We start from the raw sequence: 19,218 nt of genomic DNA, 5'->3' as shown, positions 1-19,218 counted from the left end.
TTTGGCAATTTTGTTTACAAACCATGTCCTTGAAGGCAATTTGATTTGTAAAATTCAAAAGTTACATCTTCTTATATAATTGTTATAATTATATGAAAGGTAGATTTTGAGTACATCCAAATATCATGCCTTAAAATGAATGAAAAAGCTGAAATGATCTTTCATTCCAGCTTTCCTTTTTATTAAAATCTGTGGCACAGTCGTGGCACACTTTATATCAATTTATATGTTTTTATTGTTTTTGATATTTCCTTAAATCCCTTCATATCAACAATATTGCACGATATTGTATTGGCGAAGTACAGAGTGGGAATAAAACAACAACTCAATTTGAAGCGGGAATGCTGATTTAACAATATTTGTCCGAAGCTAAAATGGATAAAATAAGCTAAAAATAAGATAGTTCCCTGCCAAATTCCCTACCAAAAAAATTTTTGGTAGGGAATTTGGTTTTTCGTTGAATTTTGGTAGGGAAAATTTTTCATGAATCTCTTTTTTTAGATTTTCTATCATTATTATTTTAAGCTTTTAAGGAAGTTTGTTGATGAATTCTCTAAAAAAATTAAAATCTACTTTCTTGTTGTAACGCTTTTAACGCCGCCATGTTCATAACATTCCATGGTGTATTAAATCCTGGTTGAAAAAAGAAATCGGCATATGCTAATTGTTCTATTGTACTATGCATTTGAATAGCTAATGAAATCGTATTAATATTAGCTGTCAAGTCATCTTTCGACATGATTTGGCCTCCTAAGATTTCAAAAGTTCGGGGATCATAAATTAATTTGAACATTACACGTGTCTGATTTCTTGTTGAAAATGTAGAATCCATTAATTTATTTTGTTCCCAATATACTGATTTATTATCAATTCCCATCCGTCCTGCCATTTTTTCAGTTAAACCTACTGTGGCAAATTTATAGTCGAAAGCTTGCATGGCTGAAGAACCCTGCATACTAGGAAATGAATGCTTTGCTTCTTTTAAATTTTTCACTGCATAATGAGCTTGACGGCGTGCATTAGTTGCTAAGGACAAATTCATGGGAATTTTATTTGGACCATATGGTACAGTTGTTGCATCACCAATAGCGAATATGTCTATTGCACTTGTACGCATATATTCATCTGTTTTAATTCTGCCATTAGGTAATAATTCTACTGCACCTTCCAGCCATGCTGTGTTTGGACTATTGCCAATAGACATAATAACAAGATCAGCGGGGTATACGCCTTTTTCTGTAATCACCTTTTTTACATTTCCCTGATCATCGCCTGCAAACTTTATAACTTTATCTGCCATAGCCAGAACTACCTGTCGTTTAGTCAATTCCTTTTCGACGACATCTGTTAACTCTTTATCGAGATAACTACTTAATGGGCGGTTATTGATGTCTATTACGGTCACACTTTTTCCTGATTCCGAAAAAAACTGTGCTGTCCCAATTCCGATATGTCCTGCTCCAACAATAACAATATCTTTGACAGTTGATTTTTCAGCTTTTTTCTTCATTCTGACAATATCTTTACGGTTGCTCATTGTTCCAATATTCTTCAAGTCACTTCCTGGAACTGATTGAATAGATGGATATGAACCAGGACTTAATATTAACTTATCATAACTTTCTTTCCATACCTTCCCCGTTATATGATCTTTTATTTCAACCATATGATTTTCCGGCAGTATCTTAATTATTTCTGTATTCTCAAAAATATCCACACCACGCTGTTTCAGCTCTTCGACGGTTAATCCATAAATAGAGTGATTATCATTCATCTTTTCTTTAGAACTTTTGGTCGATTTCCCAATTACAAGAGAATCAATTACCTCTTTTTCATACCATTGAATCTCTATCTGAGAATAAGTTGATAATAATGTTTGAACAGTTTCATAGCCACCATGTGAACTACCCAAAACAATTACTTTCATATATAGCTCTCCTTTTTAAATACATAGTGTATCTTATTATTGAATAGAATACACTGTGTACTTTGATGTGTCAATAAAATACACTTTGTATCTTAATTTTGTTGCATCTTATTGTATAATGAATGTAGAGGTGGAGGTAATAATATGAATAAAAATAAACAAGGACGTCGTCGTGGAGATGAGCTACTTGAAGCTATTTATGAAGTAACTTATCAAATACTGGAAACAGAAGGATATAAAGAAATTAACTTCACTCGTATCGCACGCGAAGCAAAAACAAGCCGCTCTGTTCTTTACAGGTACTGGGACACAACATTTGATCTGGTATTTGACACTGTACACAATAAAAGGAAACCTAACAAAATTATTATGGATAAGCTGGATTTCGATTATGGCAACCTTAGATCAAATCTTATGTTTATAGGAGAAGACTTTATTTTAACACTAGAAAGCTTCCCAAAAGAATTTTATCGAATCATGCTCTCAGAAATGATTCAACATCAGGAACGAAGTAAGAAAATATTATTAGAGGCAACTACTTTTCATAACAAATTAATTGACTATGTGCTTCAGTTGGCAATTGACCAAAAGGAAATTACTAAATGGCCACCTGTCGAAACGAAATTATCCTTATTCCAATTAATACGTTATGCTTTTATTGTTGAAAACGAAATAGTATCGAAGCAAAAATTGGAATCGATTATTGATTATGTGGTTTTACCAGCAATATTAAGTTTTTCACAAAGAAGAAAAACTTGATATTACGTGATGGCTGATTTTGTTTCTATACTCCATGCCGAAATTGAACGATTTTTGAAAATAGAATCCTTATACGGTTTTTTCCACCAAAGCTCTTTTTTACTCATAAACTGTGTTAGGAGTAGCGGAACATCCTTATATTTTAGTAACGCTCCGTCAATCAAAGAGGGTGGAGGGAGGTTTCCGAGTAATGTCACTACGAAAAGAGAAAGCACAAACCATGTCATCTGGTTAGATGTAACGGGAAAAGGAAGTCGAAAATCATTAATGGCATAAATGACTTTCTCCACTGACCAAATGCAAGTATAGCTTTTTAATTTTTTTACTTGTTATCTACCTTTCTCATAAAAAAGGCAACTCATCATATTATCAATGCGTTTTGGATGAAAAATACTATAGAAAAGTTGCATTAAATAAGGGAGGTTATGATATGAATTCAATAAAAAATGAATGTTTATCGTTGTTATGTGCCATAGGTGTATTTTTAATGAGTAATGTATTTCAAAGTATGGCATACTGGGGAAATGATTTTACTTGGTATTGGGCAGGAGTTATTTTTACTTACTTTCTGGGATTGATGGGTATCGTTTTTTTAGTCTTTGCAATTAAGAGGAAAGCAAGAGGAAATAGAGAATCACGGTTTGGTTTGTTAATGTTTGGGATAGTGACTTCGATTATATTGATTTGTGGCTTTCTTTGGACAACTTTTATAATAATTGCAGGGATGTCCGGGCTTTGATGTATTATTATATGAATCAATTTTAGAGAAAGTTATATTAAGATTAAAAGTATCATAGAACGAGTAAAACACGTGAACAGATGAAACAATCTGCTTATGTGTTTTTTTACATAGAAAGATATTTTACAAGTTTTTTTATCAGAAATGCAATAAATCCCCTTTCACCTTGAGTGGGAATGACCCTACAATTAAATTTGAAGTGGGAATGCTGATTTAACAGCATTTTGGGGACACATAAAATGGGTGAAATGATTAAAAATGAATAGGTTCTCCGCCAAGATTCCGCCAGAGGAATAGGCAGGGAAATTGAGCTACTGTATAAAAGCAGTGGCTCTTTTTTTGTTTATAAATCCGATGAAATAATGATACCACTGTTATCACTCCTAGATTTCTTATGTCAAAATAATTTTAGTTTGTTATAATATCTCTTATTAATAAAAAAGGAGAGATAAGAATGGTTGAATTAAAAGAATGTAGTATGGATGACCTTGAGTTATTACGTCAAATATCGATTGATACATTTGTAGATACGTTTGGACCTTATAACACAGAAGAAAATACTACTTTGTACATAAACCAATCCTTATCGATTGAATCTTTAAGGAACCAACTGAATGATCCACATTCCACATTTTATTTTGCTTACAATAACCAAGAGTTAATCGGATATATTAAACTGAACACGAAAACTGCACAGAGTAAGGTGAGTATAGAAAACAGTATTGAAATTGAAAGGATTTACTTACTGAAAGAAATGCAAAGTAAGGGTTTTGGACAAGATATTTTAAATCGTATTGTTGAAACGGCTAAAAAGCGAAATAAATCTTCCATCTGGTTAGCGGTATGGGAAGAAAATAAAGGTGCGATTTCTTTCTATAAAAAGAATCAATTTAAAAAAATTGATACGATTGAATTTCCTTTTGGTAATGATCTTCAGACTGGAATCATTATGAGGAAAATATTATAGATATTTGATAAATCTAATGAATTATACACAATGAAAAAGTAGACTACAAAAAAGATGTTTCATAATGAAACGCCTTTTATAATAGATATCAATTTTTAGGATTAAACTTTAAGAAAAGTTTGGTACCCCGCTATTGAAAAGGAAGTTGCAGTAAACTCTATAATAATATATTTCCACATTCATAATGGCTTTTTCTCGATATATTTATCATCTTTATTTTAAGAAAATAGAATAAAGTAACAAGTTTTATAATCGTTCTTTTAATCATACAAGACAAATTCAGCTCCTTTTATCACAAATGGAAGGTAGAAACCATCCGTGAAAAATAGTAGAGATTTAGAATATTTTGGACAAGCTAACTCTAACATCAACACTCTTGAACAAAGAAAAAAACCATTGGATGATAGAGTTTTTTCGAAGCTCAGAATATCGCCAGGAGTGTATATATAAATTATGTTATAGGAGAATATTAGATGAAATATAATGGATATACCAAACAAAAAGAGAAGAAAGAACATCCGGAACTTTTGGAAGGTTTTTATGTATATGAGTATTTTATTAAGAGTACTGATGAAGTCTTTTATATTGGTAAAGGAACTGCCGAACGTGCTTGGAAAGATGCTAGAAATCCTGCATGTGAACAAATAAAAAAAGAGTATGATTGGGATATTAGAATAGTACAAGAACAACTAACTGAAGAGGCTGCATTAAGATTAGAAAAAAATCTTATAATAGAACATAGGGAAAAAGGAGATTTACTAACTAATATATTACCTGGTGGAATAAAATCTACAGACTCTGAAAAAGTAGCCAATTTAAAATATTTATTATTTCTTTTAGAAAAAAAGGTGATAAATATAAGCTTAAATGAACTTGCTAGTCTCTTTTTGATGAGTAGTTCTACTGTATGGCATATTGCTAATGATGGACATTATAGAAATATTGAACCTACAATATCTAAAAATATAAATGAAATTATTGAGCAATATCATGCAAATGCTTACAATGAAGATCGTATACGTGCAGGAAATGCAAAATATGTCTTATCACTTCTTGAAAAAGGTGTAATAAAATGTAGTCAAGCTAAAATTGCGGAACACTGTGGTATGACCCCAGCAAATCTTAGTAGTATAAAAAAAGGGAAAACCCATAATGATATTCCGCCAATAATTCCAACTGATATAGGTGAAATTCTAGTAAAATTCAACCCGTTTTATTTATCAGAAGAAGAAAAATTAAAAGGGACAATTGCATTTGTTGTTAGATTAAGAGATGAAGGTACAATATCTATTACTAATGCAGATATATCTGTACTTCTTAATACGACAACTTATTTAGTAGCAGAGTTCACTCGAACTAATAAAGAAAGAAAATATAAATTTAAAGAAGTACGCCCCACAAATGAAATAATACAAAAGCTCTTACCGTACTTTGTATTGAAAACGTAGATTTAAAAAGATTTTTTCATGTTGCTGACTGATTGTGACTCGTACATTGCTTGGAGTAAAGGAATAAAATTGAGTCTAATTTTTGCAGAGATATATGTATTTAAAAGCAATTTTTGAGAATATTTTTACTTCACAAAGACTTAAAATCGTGTAGGAAGTTCAAAAAAGAACAGTTCTCCTTATAAGAACTGTTTATTTGCTTATTACTATACTGCAAAATATTTATACTCAGTGCTTAGGCTATTTCTTTCTTACTAATTTTATTCTTCGACGGCGATTCCGGCAGCCTTGAAGTGTCCATAGGCAACGATTTTACTAAATTGTGATGAAACTTCTTCTACAGGAAGGGACAAATCGTTTTTGATCCACCAAATGATGACCCCCATAAAAGCTGATACGAGATATTCGAGTAGCAATTCTTTCGATATTTTTAAAGTAGATTTTCCCTGAGAAGAAGTCCAGCCTTCATTTAACTTATCCTTAATAATCTTCTCCATTTTTGACTGAAACAAATAAATTTTATTTTCTCCAACTAACATCGCTTGATAATAAGAGGTATTATGCGAAATGTGTTCCAATATAGTCTGCATGACGGTCTCGAGTGTAGAAATACTAAAAGGTCTCATGCTGATAGGACATTGAACGATGGTGTTTTTTATTTCCTCCAATAACTCATCCACACATATATCTAATAAATCAGGCTTATCTTGGTAATGAAGATAGAAAGTGTTTCGATTGATCATTGCGCGATCGGCAATATCCTGGATCGTTATGGCTTCATAGCCTTTTTCCTGAATAAGTTCATAAAATGCCTTTCGAATCGATTGGTTCGTCCGCAATACCCTTAGATCGGTTTTCTTATTCATTTTTTCTTCCTCTCTCAAAAAAGAAATTTAGATCGTTAAGCGACAAATTTCTACGAATTGTATATTATCCATCAAAAACAAAAATATTGGATATTGTTTATGGTATTTCCTCTTATTATAATGGGCGATAGATAAATAAACAACATATCGTTCATTATTTATCTTTTGCCTATAAATTTGAAGGAGGAGAAATAAAGTGAAAATGAATTGTTAGGAATTGGTCAATTAGGGATTATACTTATCCAACTTGAATAATGTGAGATTTAATAAATATGGAGGTTTTTTAAATGACAATAAATACTAAAAATGAGCTTGTTCGTAAGGCGGTCGCCGTGCTGGAAAGTTTTGAGAGCGGCAACCCCGAAGCGATTACGGCTTACGTTCATCCAGATCAATATATTCAGCACAATCAGTCCTTACTCGATGGTCGTGATGCCATGCTTAGCGCACTTGATCATTTAAAGGAAATAGGTACAAAGGTAAGTGTTAAGCGTGCGTTAGTGGACGGAAATTATGTTGCACTTCATTCTGAATATGATTTTTTTGGCCCAAAAATTGTTTTTGATATATTTCGTTTTGAGAATGGACTGATCGTTGAACATTGGGATAATTTGCAAGAAAATGTAGAAAAGACACCAAGCAATCATACGATGATTGACGGACCGACCACAATTAAGGATATAGACAAGACCGTTGCAAACAAAGAATATGTTAAAAGTTTTGTAGAGAATATCTTAGTTGGAAAGAGCCCAGATCTGCTTACCTCATACTTTGATGGGGATAACTACATTCAGCATAGTCCACATATTGCAGATGGCCTTTCCGGTCTTCACGCTGCAACGAAGGCACTCGAGGAGAAAGGTATTAAATTTCAATACACTCAAGTTCATCAGATTATCGGACAAGGTGATTTTGTTCTTGCGGTGAGTGAAGGTCTATTTAATGGTCAACATACTGCTTTCTATGATTTGTTCCGCGTAGAGGATGGAAAAATCGCCGAGCATTGGGACGTAATCGAAACCATATTGCCGGAAGAGAAGCGAAAAAATTCGAACAGTAGATTTTGAAGTTTGTCTAGCTGAATCGCAGAAAAACATCGCCACATTAAATTACGGCGATGTTTTTCGTATCACAGACATATCTGAGCGATAAATTAATCATCAAAGAAATAAAACAGTGTTGCTTCAACAATGCTTAACTAAAGAAATGAGGTGTCTCTTAATGCAAACCAATCATAGAACTCAAAGGAATAATGAAGAGTTATTATTAGGCGTTCTTGTCTTTACACTCATTATCGCCGTCATGAATTTAACCATGTTTAATGTTGTACTTCCAGATATCAGTAAACAGTTTCAGCTTTCACTATCACAAGCAGGCTGGATCGTCACGAGTTATATGATTGTCTATGCAATTGGCTCGTTAACTTATGGAAAATTGTCAGACACATATAGCTTAAAGAATTTGTTGACCTTTGGTCTATTACTTTTTGCAATTGGGTCAGTTGTTGGTTTGGTGGCTATTGAATTTTGGATGCTTATTGTGGGACGAATTGTACAGGCGGCTGGTGCATCTGTCATTCCTGCGATTTCAATGCTCGTTCCGGTTCGTTACTTTTCAGCCCAAAAACGTGGACGTGCTTTGGGCACCGTTGCAATCGGGTTCGCACTAGGTTCGGCTTTAGGGCCGATTGTGGCCGGGGTGACAAGCAGTATGTGGAACTGGAAAGTTTTATTTGTGATTTCCCTTCTATCGTTGCTGACATTGCCAATGTATCGTAAACGTTTAAATGATGAAAAGCGGAGTGCCGGCAAAATGGATTTTATCGGCGGATCACTTTTGGCAGGTACAGTAGCCACCCTGTTACTGGCTTTAACAAATGGGAATATATGGTTTGTTACGGCCGGGACCATTTTCTTTATTTTGTTCTTATTACGCATGTTCTACGCTTCAGCGCCATTTATAGATCCGGCTATATTTCGAAACAAATCGTTTTCATTCAGTCTTATCATTGCTTTCGTAATGATTGGAGTTAGCTTTGCTATTCCATTTATTACACCTCAGTTACTCTCTTCTATAAACCAATTGTCAGCGGCTTTCATTGGAATTGTTATGTCGCCTGCAGCCCTTGTGGCCGCATTATTGGGACGGAGGGGAGGACAGTTGGCTGATGAAAAGAGAAATCCGTCTCTTGTGTATACTGCAGCAACACTTCTTATTATCGGTTTTATCTGTTTGTCTTCAGTCGTCGGCATGTCGCCAGTCCTTATTGCAATCTTTCTTATTTTTGCTGTCTTAGGTCAGTCGTTCATGCTAATCGCTATGTCGAACACTGTTTCACAAACGCTACCAAAAGAGCATACGGGAGTAGGAATGGGGTTGTTTACCATGATCACTTTTATTTCAGCAGCTGTATCAACAGCTGCGATCGGCAAGGTACTTGATTTTGGCACATCGACCATTCGCTTAAATCCGCTAAATCAAAATAGCGCTTCTTTTATATATAGCAACATTTTTCTAGCACTAGCCATTCTAGTTGTTGTGGTGGTCACATTTTATTATGTACAATTCGGGCGGAAAAAGGCTAAGGCAAAAAAATTCTTAAGAGAGAAAGTTGAATAAACAAAAGTAAGAGCCACTCCAAAGTAGGAGTGGCCCATTCAACTATGTTGATAAATATCTTTTTGTGGTTCGATCATGTTTTGTGTTTTGATACTGGAGAGGTGTATCGCACCACAAGTAGGTTAATTCAATTCTCAATAATCACGAGGATTTTGAGTATACAATATATTTTTTCTCACCAACCCACAAGTAAAATGGTTATCTCTTTAGAATTAATGAGTTCCGCCAGAATCCTCGCCAAAACAACTTAAAGGTGCGATAAACGTTGATATAGCAATGTTTTGGTGTCACCTGCAATCTTGGAGTTGGAATAATTGTAGGTGAGCCGCAACCCTTGTCATCAAAGGGGTTTCGGCTCTTTACTTTATTTTCCTTAACACTAATATATTAATACAAGCGCATCATCATGTATATGCTATTTTGTTTGGAGAGAATATGTTATATATTGTGGTTTGGACAATCATTATTATGCTCTTTATTACTAGTTTTTGCTGGCATTATATTTCCAATAATTCCGTCACAATTCGTATTATGGGTAGGATCATTACTGAATTACTTTATGATTTCAATTTGTTCACTATCTGTGTTTTATACTATCCAAAATTAATGGAACAAAATAAAACACCCTATGATATTATACTCGAACAAGTACATTTATTGATGCTTAAGGTCTATCTTAATTATTAAAACTACCCAAAATCATAAAATCCACAACAACCCCACTCATTGGATTTTCCGAACCCAATACACTTATGCCTAGAACTGTTACACCACTAATATTTGTAACATTGGCCGAAACATATTTTCCAGTAATGTTCTTCTCACGCATTTGTACTCTTGGTCTTGCATTTATCGTAGAATTTGTTGAATATACGCTTGACACCGCATAATCAATCGTATCTAATAATGGATTTCCATCTGCTAATCCATTGTCTGTGAAATAAAGTGTAGCTATACCATTTGCATTTGAGGTAGCCTGTCCATAAACAATTCGTTTTGCTTTTTGTGGGTTTTGCTCTCCTGCCTTAAATATTTGAATAGCTGTCGGACCCAATGTAAAGAATTCAATACTCACAACTATCCTCCTCTGTTATTCTTTAAAAGAAATGAAAAGTATGACAGTATAAGAGGTTGTTCAAAAAGTCCGATAGATGACACTTCGGGATAAATGTTCTTCGACTAAGCACCGACACGTCCTGTGTCGAACGTCGAAGTCAGCACATCCTGTGCAAGTCCGCTGCTCAAGGCTGCGCTGCCTCGAACTTCTTGGTCCTTTCCATCCTCTTTTTTGAACACGCATTATAATTTTATTCAAACTTCCAAAAAAGTGCGGTAATATGAACAGACTTTTTCTTATATGAGGTATTTATGGTGAAAATAGATAAATTTCTTTGTGCCCTGCCAGTATCTAGCGGGCACAAAGGGAGTTCTTTTATACTAGGTGTCAAATGTCCCTGAGGATGTTGCTGCGAAATTAACGACTTGCAAGATAACGGTTTGGTTTGCTGGAATTGACCCTCCACCAGCAGGAACAGCAATGTCTAAGGAACCAGTCCCTGTAGCACCTGGTGTATATGTTGATATGCCTTGCATTTGCTCAACACCGTTAATTTCCACAGTGAAATAACTATTATCTTCTGCAAGTTCTGGAAGTGTTGTTACCTCTACACCATCATCCCCTAGGAAACTTGCAGCATCAATAGATAATGTACTTCCTGCTGCAGTATCTTCTGTTGTGATGTAAAAGAATTTCGCGGAATCAGGATTAACATCTGTGTCAATTGTGCCACTAATAGCGATTTTCATTAACTGAAGTGCCATGTTCATTTTCACCTCCATTTTCCTATCAACCACAGTTTATTCTATGAAGAGGAGTTGGAAATGCTTGGTCAGACTAACTAGTTAGTGTTGGAAGTTAACAAAATATCCCATTAAAAAAGGCATATTTACTAAATAGAAAGGTAATATTATCTTTTAACCGTGACGAACAGAAGAGTAATTGGGGCATCCTTTGGAGGAAGGTCACTGGATTCTAAGTGAAGAATACCTTCCTTGACATTGTAAATGGATGGGGGCTGCAACACTCCATTGACAAATAAATTAAGCGTTGAAACATTGTCCGGGTCAAGTATATCACTACTTCCATATTGCTTTAATGCATCCTTGTTCGTGTAAACATTTTTCCCTTCTTCTGCAAGGGTAATGTATTGGACAGTCTCCACTCCTATGGGGGTTGGTGTGTATCCAGGGGATATATTGATTGTAATGGATGGATTAAATATAGGATTAAATGTGGGATTAAATGTATTTGTATTGGATGTGCTATTTTCATTTCCCTCATGAATCCTTTTGCGCTCTTTATTGCAATGATGGCAGTGGCAATTTGGATAGGGATCCCTACCACGTAGCTCTCTACTACTATAATAGCAATGTTGTTTTTCATTCAACGGTATTTCACCCCCTCCTAAATGTAATTTTGATGTACTTTTCTACATCTTATTTAAAAAGAAGGTGATTTGACTGTGCAACTGGCTGTATTTGGCAAGTAAAAAATGTATGTCACTTGCTGTCCCGAATTATTGCTGTATGAATGATTCCTTATAACGGAAACTTTCACCGTTAAAAAGGAGTAAAGGTGAATGATGAATCAGTCGGTCAATCACCGCTTCTGTTAATATTGGATCTCCGAAAACATGATTCCATTGCCCAAATTGAAGGTTAGTAGTAATCACCAAGCTTTTATTCATAACACATAGAGATTACCTGAAACAATAACTTTGCACCTTCTTTATGGAGATCTTACCAGAAATAACTTTAAACAATTATACGCACTTATGGAGTAGAAATGATGAGCCACTTGCTGAAAAAATGGCAGGGAATATGAAGGTTCATTTTTTTAAGGAAACTTATATGGATTTCAATGGAAATCAATACATTAAAATGGAATTGGTTCCCTACCAAAAAACCTACCAATAAAAATTTTGGTAGGGAGCATTTTCTGTGGATAATTTTGAAATATTATAATAAGCGGATTCAACTAATTAATATAAAACGTGGATTAGTAAATTAGGACTGCTAAGAGAGTCAGTTCTACAATTGATCTGTATGAACATTATTCAGTTTTAAAAAATGTAATAAATCTTTATTTAATTTTAATACTTCATTGTTTGCACTATTGGCAAATTCTGGAACTAACATATCTTTTACCATTCTAGTGCGCAGCCAAATCATAAAGAAAAAATCGAGAATCAAACTTGGACATTTAAGTATGATTTTATAGAGTGATGGTTCAAGTGTAATACCAGCTTTTTGTATTGCATTTAAATATTTTTTTAAAGTGACTGTGATTCCATGCGCAGTTTTTCTGGATCTAATTGCTTTTTCATCGACTATCTTATTATCAAGATGTAAAGCACCAACCATTGCAATATCTGATACGGAATGTGTTATTAAATAATCATTCATATTATTCTTAATTTTGTAAGGGAGATTTGCTGCTTTAAATAATTGAGCAAGACTTCTTATTCGTTCTGTGACCAAACCGTTTACTTCTCCAAATACAGCTCCTGCCAGAATTTTAGGCGGAAATCGGGCATACAATACGTCATCTTTGATTTGTCCGCCAATTCCAGGAAAAGCAGGTAAAAGTTTATCGCCTATAATACCTTGCCACAAAGAAAATCCAAAGGAGTTATTCATCATTGTAACAATATTTTTGCTCTTGTTATCCTTTAAAGTTAGTAAAGCTGCTTCAGATTGTTCATAACGGACTGTAACAAAAATGAAATCATACACATCGTCATTTTCAAGTGTATTAATAACATTTACTTTTATAGATTTAGCCTCGCCTTTTTCGTTATATTGTATTCCTTTTTCCTTCAATGCAATAAATCTATTAGAACGTGCAAATAAAGTGACATCAAATCCAGCCTCTATGAATTTGATTGCATACGCACTTCCTATAACGCCTGCCCCAAAAATTAAAATTCTACTTTTATCTATCATATTTTTCCTCCATTTATTTCCCTTTGATTATGCAACAACGTGTTGTATGATAAGAAGTATATGACTATAAACTAAATTCATCAACCATCAATTTTTTAATTATTGTTGGATAGTATATTTATCAAAAAGGGGGCGAATTATGAATAAGAAACCAGAAATCACCAAAAAAACGAAAAGAAATATTATAGATAATTTTTGTGAATTGTACATTGAAAAGCCAATAGAAAAAATATCAATTCAGGAAATAACGAATAAAGCGGGGTATAACCGCAGCACTTTTTATCAATACTTTCCTGATATTTACGAATTATTAACATATGTTGAAGATGAATTACTGAGTTATATAAAAAAGGGGTTAGAAAACGAACAATCATCTGCAAAGGAAGCTGTTAATAATGCGCTTTCTTGTTTAGATGAGGAAAAATATATGTTAAGTTTTCAAGCTCTTTTAGGGGATTATGGAAGTGTCCGTTTTTTAGACCGTTTAAAAAAAGAGGTTTTTCAAGATAGATTAAAATTAGATTACTCAAAAAATGATTTACTGACACCATACTTAATTGAATTTCAAATAACAACCTCGTTTTCTTTGTTCCGTCTTTGGATTCAACGAAATAAGGACTTATCTTCCGAAGAGTTTTCTCAATTAGTCGATACGTTGTATAGAACTGGAGCATCCCTTTATTTTGAAAATGATGCTCCTTAGAATATTTATATTTTAAATTGTGTTATTTTGGTTTCTTGGTATAAATAATTGAACAGGAACAGATGGTAAAAAAGTTCCAATTCTATGTTATCTTGATGAAAGAAGGTAATGAAGAAAAGGAGAGTGATTTATGAATTCACCTGTAATAGGATTCGCACATAAACCGTCTGTTGCTAATTTATCCATTGAGACTATGGAATTTACGTGGATACCTAAAATGGATAAAAGCCATATTATATTTGAGCAAATTGATAACGTAAATGGATTTGATTACTATTATTACAAAGATATTCTAATAATACCCGATCCAATACCAGTATCTACGTCTAATCAGCATAAAAGTATTATCATAAATGACTTGGAAATAGAATGTACTGGTAGTTTTGTAGTTTTCTTTCATTTTAATTTAATTAAAGGCGTAATTTACGCTGATTCTCTAACCTTTCCAGAATATATTCTTTTGAAAAATAACATAGAATGTTGCTAATTTGAAAATGAACAAAATCAAGTAGTGTGTGAAGAAAGGATTGGATGTAAATGGCGTTTATTTATCGACTAGATTCCCTTTCCGCAACAGAAGGAAGATATAGTTTTATGACAGAATCGAATAGCTTTTATGAAGTAATAGTCAGCAAGGATAAAAGAACGCTGACTAGATACCCAGAAATGAACAATAATGAGGCTAAACTGCGTAAAGATAATCATGAACTCATAATTCTTGGGGAATTTTCTATAGAAGTCGGAAAACCCGCCATATTTAGGTTGGAACCACTAGGGATATTTGGAGATTGTACTATCAGAAGAACAAATATAGTGAAAAGAATATCTTATATTCATTAGTTGTGAGTGCTAAATAATAAATGAATGCCCATCATTTTTCCAATCAATATAGTGTTTGTACTACTGAAAGTCGATTATACCGAGCTTTATAAGAGTATCAATTATTATAGAGTAGGAATGCCCCTACAACTTAATTTGAAGGGGGATGCTGATTTAACAGCATTTGTCCTAAGTTAAAATGGACAAAATAAGATAGTTCCCTACCAAAAACCCTACCAAGAAAAAATTTTGGCAGGGGAAGATTTTTTGTGGATAACTATATTAAAATTTTAAGAAATGGCTTCTTCATTAGAGCGTTTATTTCCTTTGTAAATGAAATAAATAGCAATAATCATAAATACCATAGCAACAAGCCGTTTCGAGCCGAAAGGTATTACTAAACTATCGAACCAACCAAAATTATCAATGATCACACTAATTGCAAGTTGTCCGCTAATAACGGCAACATTCGTTGCTATTACACCAATTCTTGGGACAGCTATAACAGAGAGAAGTAAGAACGCTGTACCTAAGAATGCGGCGGTTAACTGCCATTTTGGTGCTGATAGTATCCCAAGTACATCACCTTGACCGAAAAAAATAATAATAATTGTGAGAAATACTAAACCAGTCAACATGGTTAAAAACGTTGTTTCAATTGATCCGGCTTTGCGACTAAATGTTCCGTTGACGGATGATTGTGCGCTTAATGTGATACCACCTAATAAGGTAAATAGAATCATTAATATACTCATTTTTAGACCCCCTACTTAATTAATATAAGTGCAATTACCATTGAAATAACTGCAAATACTTTTTCTTTATTAATTTTGGTTTGTTTAATACCTAGCCAGCCAAAATGCTCAATAACCATACTCATAATTAATTGGCCAATAATTACTGTAACCATCGTTATACCAACACCAACAAAAGGTACACTAATAACAATAGCTGTTAAATATATGACTCCTAAGACACCTCCAAGGAGAGTCCATTTTGGTGCTTCAAACGTATAGGAAAGTTTACCTTTTCCAAAGAACAACATTAATAATCCTAGTATGAGAGTACCCATAAAGAAGTTATAAAAACTGGTTTCCAGCTCTCCTAAGGTTTCTCCAAGTTGACCGTATATTGCACTTTCAAAGCTGAGCGCTGTTCCAGCTAAAACTGCTAAAATATATGCTAAGTAACGCATGAAATAATATCCTCCTAAATCAATATATTTGAATATCTAGAATAACCGATATAACGAAGCGAAAAAAACAGAAACCTATAATCAACTTAGATTTCCGTTTTAAAATATTCAGCTAATCGAGAAAGGGTTTCTTCATTTCGCCGATAATAAGTCCATTGACCATAACGAACAGATTCTAAGAGACCCGCATTTTGCATCATATTTAGATATTGGGAAACCGTAGATTGAGAAGCTTTAGCTTTTTCTTGAATATCTCCTACACATACTCCTCCTTTAACGCTTACTCCCTTTGGCAAGTGAGCGCCTTGTTTAGGGAAATGCTTCTCTGGTTCCTTCAACCATTTCAAAATGCTAAGTCGTGTTTCATTTGATAATGCCTTAAATACATCAATCAGTTCCATGTGTTTCATTATATCGGGATTTTGCGATATGTCAATCATACTGTTTTAAATTATGTTAAGAAATATACTTTATACTAATGTAGATCTTCAATAACTAAATAGAACAGTATTAGAATAAAATGTAGATTCTTGATTTAACTTTCATATAAGTTAGCTATATCATCTATTTTCCGTTTCAATTCTTTTCGGATATGTAAAGGCTCTAAACATTCACATTTATCACCAAAACTTAAAAGGATATTGTAATAATAGTCATTTTCTATAAAAGGGAAAGTAACAATGTAGTGCTCATCACCGTCTGGTGAAAAATGTTCATACATACAATGATCAAGTACTCTATCCATGATAGATTTATGAATACGAAGTTTGATCTTTGTTTGTATAGTTGCCAAAATATCAGTAAAATCCAATACTGGTTTTTGATAATCTCGTGGCGTAAAGAAGATCTTTTCTAATTTTAGATTTGTTATTCGAGCTAATTTGAACAGACGAAAATCATTTCTTTTATAACAGTATCCTTGAAAATACCAATGATTACCCTTCAATACAATTTGATGTGGTTCAGCTTCTCGTTCCGTTTTATTTCCATGACGGTCGGCATATTCAAACGAAAGTATTTTGTTTTCTTGTAAAGCTTTTTTTATGGTTTCTAAATATGGTTGTACGTTCCTATAACCTATCCACTGGCTTAAATCGATATGTATTTGATCTGTTTTTAATTTGATCTCGTCAACTCTATCTACTGGGATAAAACTTTTTACTTTCGCTAGGGCGTTTACCAGATCGTCACTTTGTATCATATTGGAGAGACTAGAAAGTCCTGTCAAAATAGTAGAAATATCAGTAGTTGAAAAAACCTTTCTATCCATTTTATAGTTTTTCATGATTTCAAAGCCACCACCTACTCCCGGTGTTGAATGAATTGGAATACCTGCCATGTTGATGGCATCTATATCACGGTAGATTGTGCGAGTTGAAACTTCGAACATATTTGCTAACTCCTGTGCGCCTATCCGTTGTTTATCGAGTAGTATCATAATCATGCTAACAAGCCTGCTAACTTTCATCTGTTAACCGCCTTTCAAAAAAATTTCCTCATTCTAGATTGTTGCCATATTGTTGTCAACAATAGATAAGTATAATAATAATCAAACAATCAATTTACTACAATCATATGGAGGAAAATGATGAAAACAATCTATATTTACGTACTTGATACTTTAGCTGACTGGGAACTAGGATATGTTACTTCAGAGTTGAATTCTAGGAGATTTTTCAAGGAAGACGCGAATCAAATAGCGATTAAAACAGTCAGCTACTCCAAACAATCAATCCGTACAATGGGCGGAATGACAATACTTCCTGACTATTTAATTGATGACATTATTGTAAGTGAAACAAGCGTGCTGTTATTACCAGGTGCGGATACATGGAATGATCCAAAGCATGAAGCTATTCTCGTAAAAGCAAACGAGTTGCTCTCTGCAGGTGCAACAGTATGTGCAATCTGTGGAGCTACCGCCGCACTTGCTAATTTAGGGATACTAGATAAACGTCCGCATACTAGCAATGGTCCGGGATTCCTTGAAATGGTTTGTTCCGATTATAAAGGACAAGATTTTTATATAGACCAACCATCTATTGCATCTAATAACCTTATTACTGCTGGTTCCACTAAAGCTTTGCTATGGACGAAACAAATCATTGAGTGTTTAGATGTTTTTAAGCCAAACACATTAGAATCTTGGTATAACTATTTTAATACTGGTGATTCTAAATATTTCTTTGAACTTATGCAAACTCTACCATCTAACAATAAAAATTAAACTATTTTAGATATTTTTATGTCCAGTAAATCAATTATGCTAATGTATTAGTTTAAACATTTATTTAATCAATGTTTTTTTAAAAGTTGACAAAACTTACTTGTTCATTTTTAAAAATGAAACTTTATATAATCTAAATCGTATCTATAAGTATCTAAAAAGAATTAACGATGGAGGTGATTGAATGAATAAAGTTTTAGCGTTTTTAATTTCAGGGATGGGGCTAACTGGTGCCGTCTTAATCATCTCGGTTCCTCTATTCTTCAACAATCCAATAGGAAATGCATTGAAGATAGTTACTGCTGGTTCATTAACAGCTTTCGTTATATTCGCTATTTCGGCTCTGGTGCTTCGAAAGAAGATAATTTAGTGAGGTTTAATAATGAAGGATGGTGATTGCAAAATTACCATTCTTTCTGTTTTTTAGAGCAGGAATGATAGCCACTTGCTGAAAAAATGGCAGGGAATATGAAGTTTAAATTTTCTCAGGCAATTTATATGGGTTTCAATGGAAAAATCAAAATATTAAGATGGAATTGGTTCCCTGCTAAAATCCTGCTAATAAAAAATTTTGGCAGGGATATTTTTAAATTATTCCGTCATCAAGTGGCGCTAATAAATTCAAAGTACTTTTTATCCCGTATTAACTGGCTGTAAAACCCTTCTATCTTAGTAGCTAATCCTATCTTAGAAAGCGTTAGCTGTGCATACAAATGTAGCACGTATTTTCTACAGCACTGATAAAATGCTTGAGGCGCAGCTTTACTATAAACTTTGACTAAAATTTCAGCATTAATCCAGATTTAATGGTAAATACAGGAGCTGTCGCAAAATGCATGATATGCATTTGATGACAGCTCTTTTTTCTATGTTAGGATATTTCTTTTTGAGATTCACTATCTTATTGTTGGTGATAAAAAGAAATTGTTCGTTTTTTGGCGCAC

23 protein-coding genes and 1 pseudogene are annotated in these 19,218 nt (G+C 33.6%); 12 read left to right on the top strand and 12 right to left on the bottom strand.

The genetic code is table 11. From position 1 onward, the window contains the following. Window positions 1-562: 562 nt before the first annotated feature. Complete coding sequence (locus KI375_RS10380) at window positions 563-1,927, bottom strand: FAD-dependent oxidoreductase (RefSeq protein ID WP_212973447.1); 1,365 nt, start codon at window positions 1,925-1,927, stop codon at window positions 563-565. Between the two features lie 144 nt (window positions 1,928-2,071). Here KI375_RS10380 and KI375_RS10375 point away from each other — a divergent pair, with 144 nt between their 5' ends. Next, on the top strand, window positions 2,072-2,686 hold the full coding sequence (locus KI375_RS10375) for a TetR/AcrR family transcriptional regulator (RefSeq protein ID WP_212973446.1): 615 nt from the start codon (window positions 2,072-2,074) through the stop codon (window positions 2,684-2,686). A gap of 2 nt (window positions 2,687-2,688) precedes the next feature. Here the strand turns inward: KI375_RS10375 and KI375_RS10370 are convergent, their stop codons facing one another. Next, window positions 2,689-2,985 (bottom strand): TcpE family conjugal transfer membrane protein, encoded by a 297-nt coding sequence (locus tag KI375_RS10370; RefSeq protein WP_212973662.1) that lies wholly within the window; start codon window positions 2,983-2,985, stop codon window positions 2,689-2,691. A gap of 131 nt (window positions 2,986-3,116) precedes the next feature. On the opposite strand from KI375_RS10370, the gene KI375_RS10365 reads away from it, so the two are divergent. The 3 genes from KI375_RS10365 (at window position 3,117) to KI375_RS10355 (ending at window position 5,840) form a co-directional block, all read left to right on the top strand. After that, window positions 3,117-3,425: a hypothetical protein gene (locus KI375_RS10365; protein WP_212973445.1), complete on the top strand. Its 309-nt coding sequence runs from the start codon at window positions 3,117-3,119 to the stop codon at window positions 3,423-3,425. 454 nt (window positions 3,426-3,879) lie between these two features. Further along, complete coding sequence (locus KI375_RS10360; protein WP_212973444.1) at window positions 3,880-4,392, top strand: GNAT family N-acetyltransferase; 513 nt, start codon at window positions 3,880-3,882, stop codon at window positions 4,390-4,392. A 473-nt stretch (window positions 4,393-4,865) separates the two neighbouring features. Then, the gene (locus tag KI375_RS10355) at window positions 4,866-5,840 is read left to right on the top strand and encodes a GIY-YIG nuclease family protein (protein WP_212973443.1); all 975 of its coding nucleotides are present in this window, start codon (window positions 4,866-4,868) and stop codon (window positions 5,838-5,840) included. A 260-nt stretch (window positions 5,841-6,100) separates the two neighbouring features. On the opposite strand, the gene KI375_RS10350 is transcribed toward KI375_RS10355, so the two are convergent. Beyond that, on the bottom strand, window positions 6,101-6,706 hold the full coding sequence (locus tag KI375_RS10350; RefSeq protein WP_212973442.1) for a TetR/AcrR family transcriptional regulator: 606 nt from the start codon (window positions 6,704-6,706) through the stop codon (window positions 6,101-6,103). A 287-nt stretch (window positions 6,707-6,993) separates the two neighbouring features. Between KI375_RS10350 and KI375_RS10345 the strand changes: the two genes are divergently transcribed. From KI375_RS10345 to KI375_RS10335, 3 genes are all read left to right on the top strand, one after another. Beyond that, window positions 6,994-7,773, top strand: a complete 780-nt coding sequence (locus KI375_RS10345; RefSeq protein ID WP_212973441.1) for a nuclear transport factor 2 family protein — start codon at window positions 6,994-6,996, stop codon at window positions 7,771-7,773. 154 nt (window positions 7,774-7,927) lie between these two features. Then, window positions 7,928-9,325, top strand: coding sequence for an MFS transporter (locus KI375_RS10340; RefSeq protein WP_212973440.1), 1,398 nt, complete (start codon window positions 7,928-7,930; stop codon window positions 9,323-9,325). 435 nt (window positions 9,326-9,760) lie between these two features. Then, window positions 9,761-10,012, top strand: coding sequence for a hypothetical protein (locus KI375_RS10335; protein WP_212973439.1), 252 nt, complete (start codon window positions 9,761-9,763; stop codon window positions 10,010-10,012). Here the strand turns inward: KI375_RS10335 and KI375_RS10330 are convergent. From KI375_RS10330 to KI375_RS10310, 5 genes and pseudogenes are all read right to left on the bottom strand, one after another. Next, entirely contained in the window at window positions 10,002-10,400 is a 399-nt protein-coding gene (locus tag KI375_RS10330) for a hypothetical protein (RefSeq protein ID WP_212973438.1), read from the bottom strand. The two genes, KI375_RS10335 and KI375_RS10330, sit on opposite strands and share 11 nt — an antisense overlap. Window positions 10,401-10,762: 362 nt before the next feature. Beyond that, a complete protein-coding gene (locus KI375_RS10325) occupies window positions 10,763-11,146 on the bottom strand; it encodes a DUF4183 domain-containing protein (protein ID WP_212973661.1) in 384 nt (127 codons plus the stop codon). 146 nt (window positions 11,147-11,292) lie between these two features. Then, window positions 11,293-11,772 carry a DUF4183 domain-containing protein gene (locus tag KI375_RS10320; protein WP_212973437.1) on the bottom strand — a complete coding sequence of 160 codons (480 nt, stop codon included), beginning with the start codon at window positions 11,770-11,772 and terminating at the stop codon, window positions 11,293-11,295. A gap of 129 nt (window positions 11,773-11,901) precedes the next feature. Further along, window positions 11,902-12,121: pseudogene (locus KI375_RS10315) on the bottom strand (ATP-binding protein); the annotation flags it as partial. Window positions 12,122-12,415: 294 nt separating this feature from the next. Then, the gene (locus KI375_RS10310; protein WP_212973436.1) at window positions 12,416-13,330 is read right to left on the bottom strand and encodes a ketopantoate reductase family protein; all 915 of its coding nucleotides are present in this window, start codon (window positions 13,328-13,330) and stop codon (window positions 12,416-12,418) included. Window positions 13,331-13,469: 139 nt separating this feature from the next. Here KI375_RS10310 and KI375_RS10305 point away from each other — a divergent pair, with 139 nt between their 5' ends. From KI375_RS10305 to KI375_RS10295, 3 genes are all read left to right on the top strand, one after another. Next, window positions 13,470-14,033, top strand: a complete 564-nt coding sequence (locus KI375_RS10305; RefSeq protein WP_212973435.1) for a TetR/AcrR family transcriptional regulator — start codon at window positions 13,470-13,472, stop codon at window positions 14,031-14,033. Between the two features lie 130 nt (window positions 14,034-14,163). Then, a complete protein-coding gene (locus KI375_RS10300) occupies window positions 14,164-14,520 on the top strand; it encodes a hypothetical protein (RefSeq protein WP_212973434.1) in 357 nt (118 codons plus the stop codon). 50 nt (window positions 14,521-14,570) lie between these two features. Beyond that, window positions 14,571-14,873 carry a hypothetical protein gene (locus KI375_RS10295; RefSeq protein ID WP_212973433.1) on the top strand — a complete coding sequence of 101 codons (303 nt, stop codon included), beginning with the start codon at window positions 14,571-14,573 and terminating at the stop codon, window positions 14,871-14,873. Window positions 14,874-15,142: 269 nt separating this feature from the next. Here the strand turns inward: KI375_RS10295 and KI375_RS10290 are convergent, their stop codons facing one another. From KI375_RS10290 to KI375_RS10275, 4 genes are all read right to left on the bottom strand, one after another. Beyond that, window positions 15,143-15,607, bottom strand: coding sequence for a DMT family transporter (locus KI375_RS10290; RefSeq protein WP_212973432.1), 465 nt, complete (start codon window positions 15,605-15,607; stop codon window positions 15,143-15,145). A gap of 11 nt (window positions 15,608-15,618) precedes the next feature. Further along, complete coding sequence (locus tag KI375_RS10285; protein ID WP_212973431.1) at window positions 15,619-16,047, bottom strand: DMT family transporter; 429 nt, start codon at window positions 16,045-16,047, stop codon at window positions 15,619-15,621. 86 nt (window positions 16,048-16,133) lie between these two features. Continuing rightward, a complete protein-coding gene (locus KI375_RS10280) occupies window positions 16,134-16,448 on the bottom strand; it encodes an ArsR/SmtB family transcription factor (protein ID WP_212973660.1) in 315 nt (104 codons plus the stop codon). Between the two features lie 134 nt (window positions 16,449-16,582). After that, the gene (locus KI375_RS10275) at window positions 16,583-17,515 is read right to left on the bottom strand and encodes a helix-turn-helix transcriptional regulator (RefSeq protein WP_212973430.1); all 933 of its coding nucleotides are present in this window, start codon (window positions 17,513-17,515) and stop codon (window positions 16,583-16,585) included. A 120-nt stretch (window positions 17,516-17,635) separates the two neighbouring features. Here KI375_RS10275 and KI375_RS10270 point away from each other — a divergent pair, with 120 nt between their 5' ends. Beyond that, window positions 17,636-18,274 carry a type 1 glutamine amidotransferase family protein gene (locus KI375_RS10270; protein ID WP_212973429.1) on the top strand — a complete coding sequence of 213 codons (639 nt, stop codon included), beginning with the start codon at window positions 17,636-17,638 and terminating at the stop codon, window positions 18,272-18,274. A gap of 184 nt (window positions 18,275-18,458) precedes the next feature. Beyond that, complete coding sequence (locus tag KI375_RS10265) at window positions 18,459-18,644, top strand: hypothetical protein (protein WP_212973428.1); 186 nt, start codon at window positions 18,459-18,461, stop codon at window positions 18,642-18,644. Window positions 18,645-19,218: the final 574 nt, after the last annotated feature.

This window comes from Bacillus sp. J14TS2 (assembly GCF_018333015.1).
GTDB lineage: Bacteria > Bacillota > Bacilli > Bacillales > Bacillaceae_C > Lederbergia.
The sequence above is the reverse complement of the archived record's forward strand: the minus strand, read 5'-3'. Positions and strand labels throughout refer to the sequence as shown.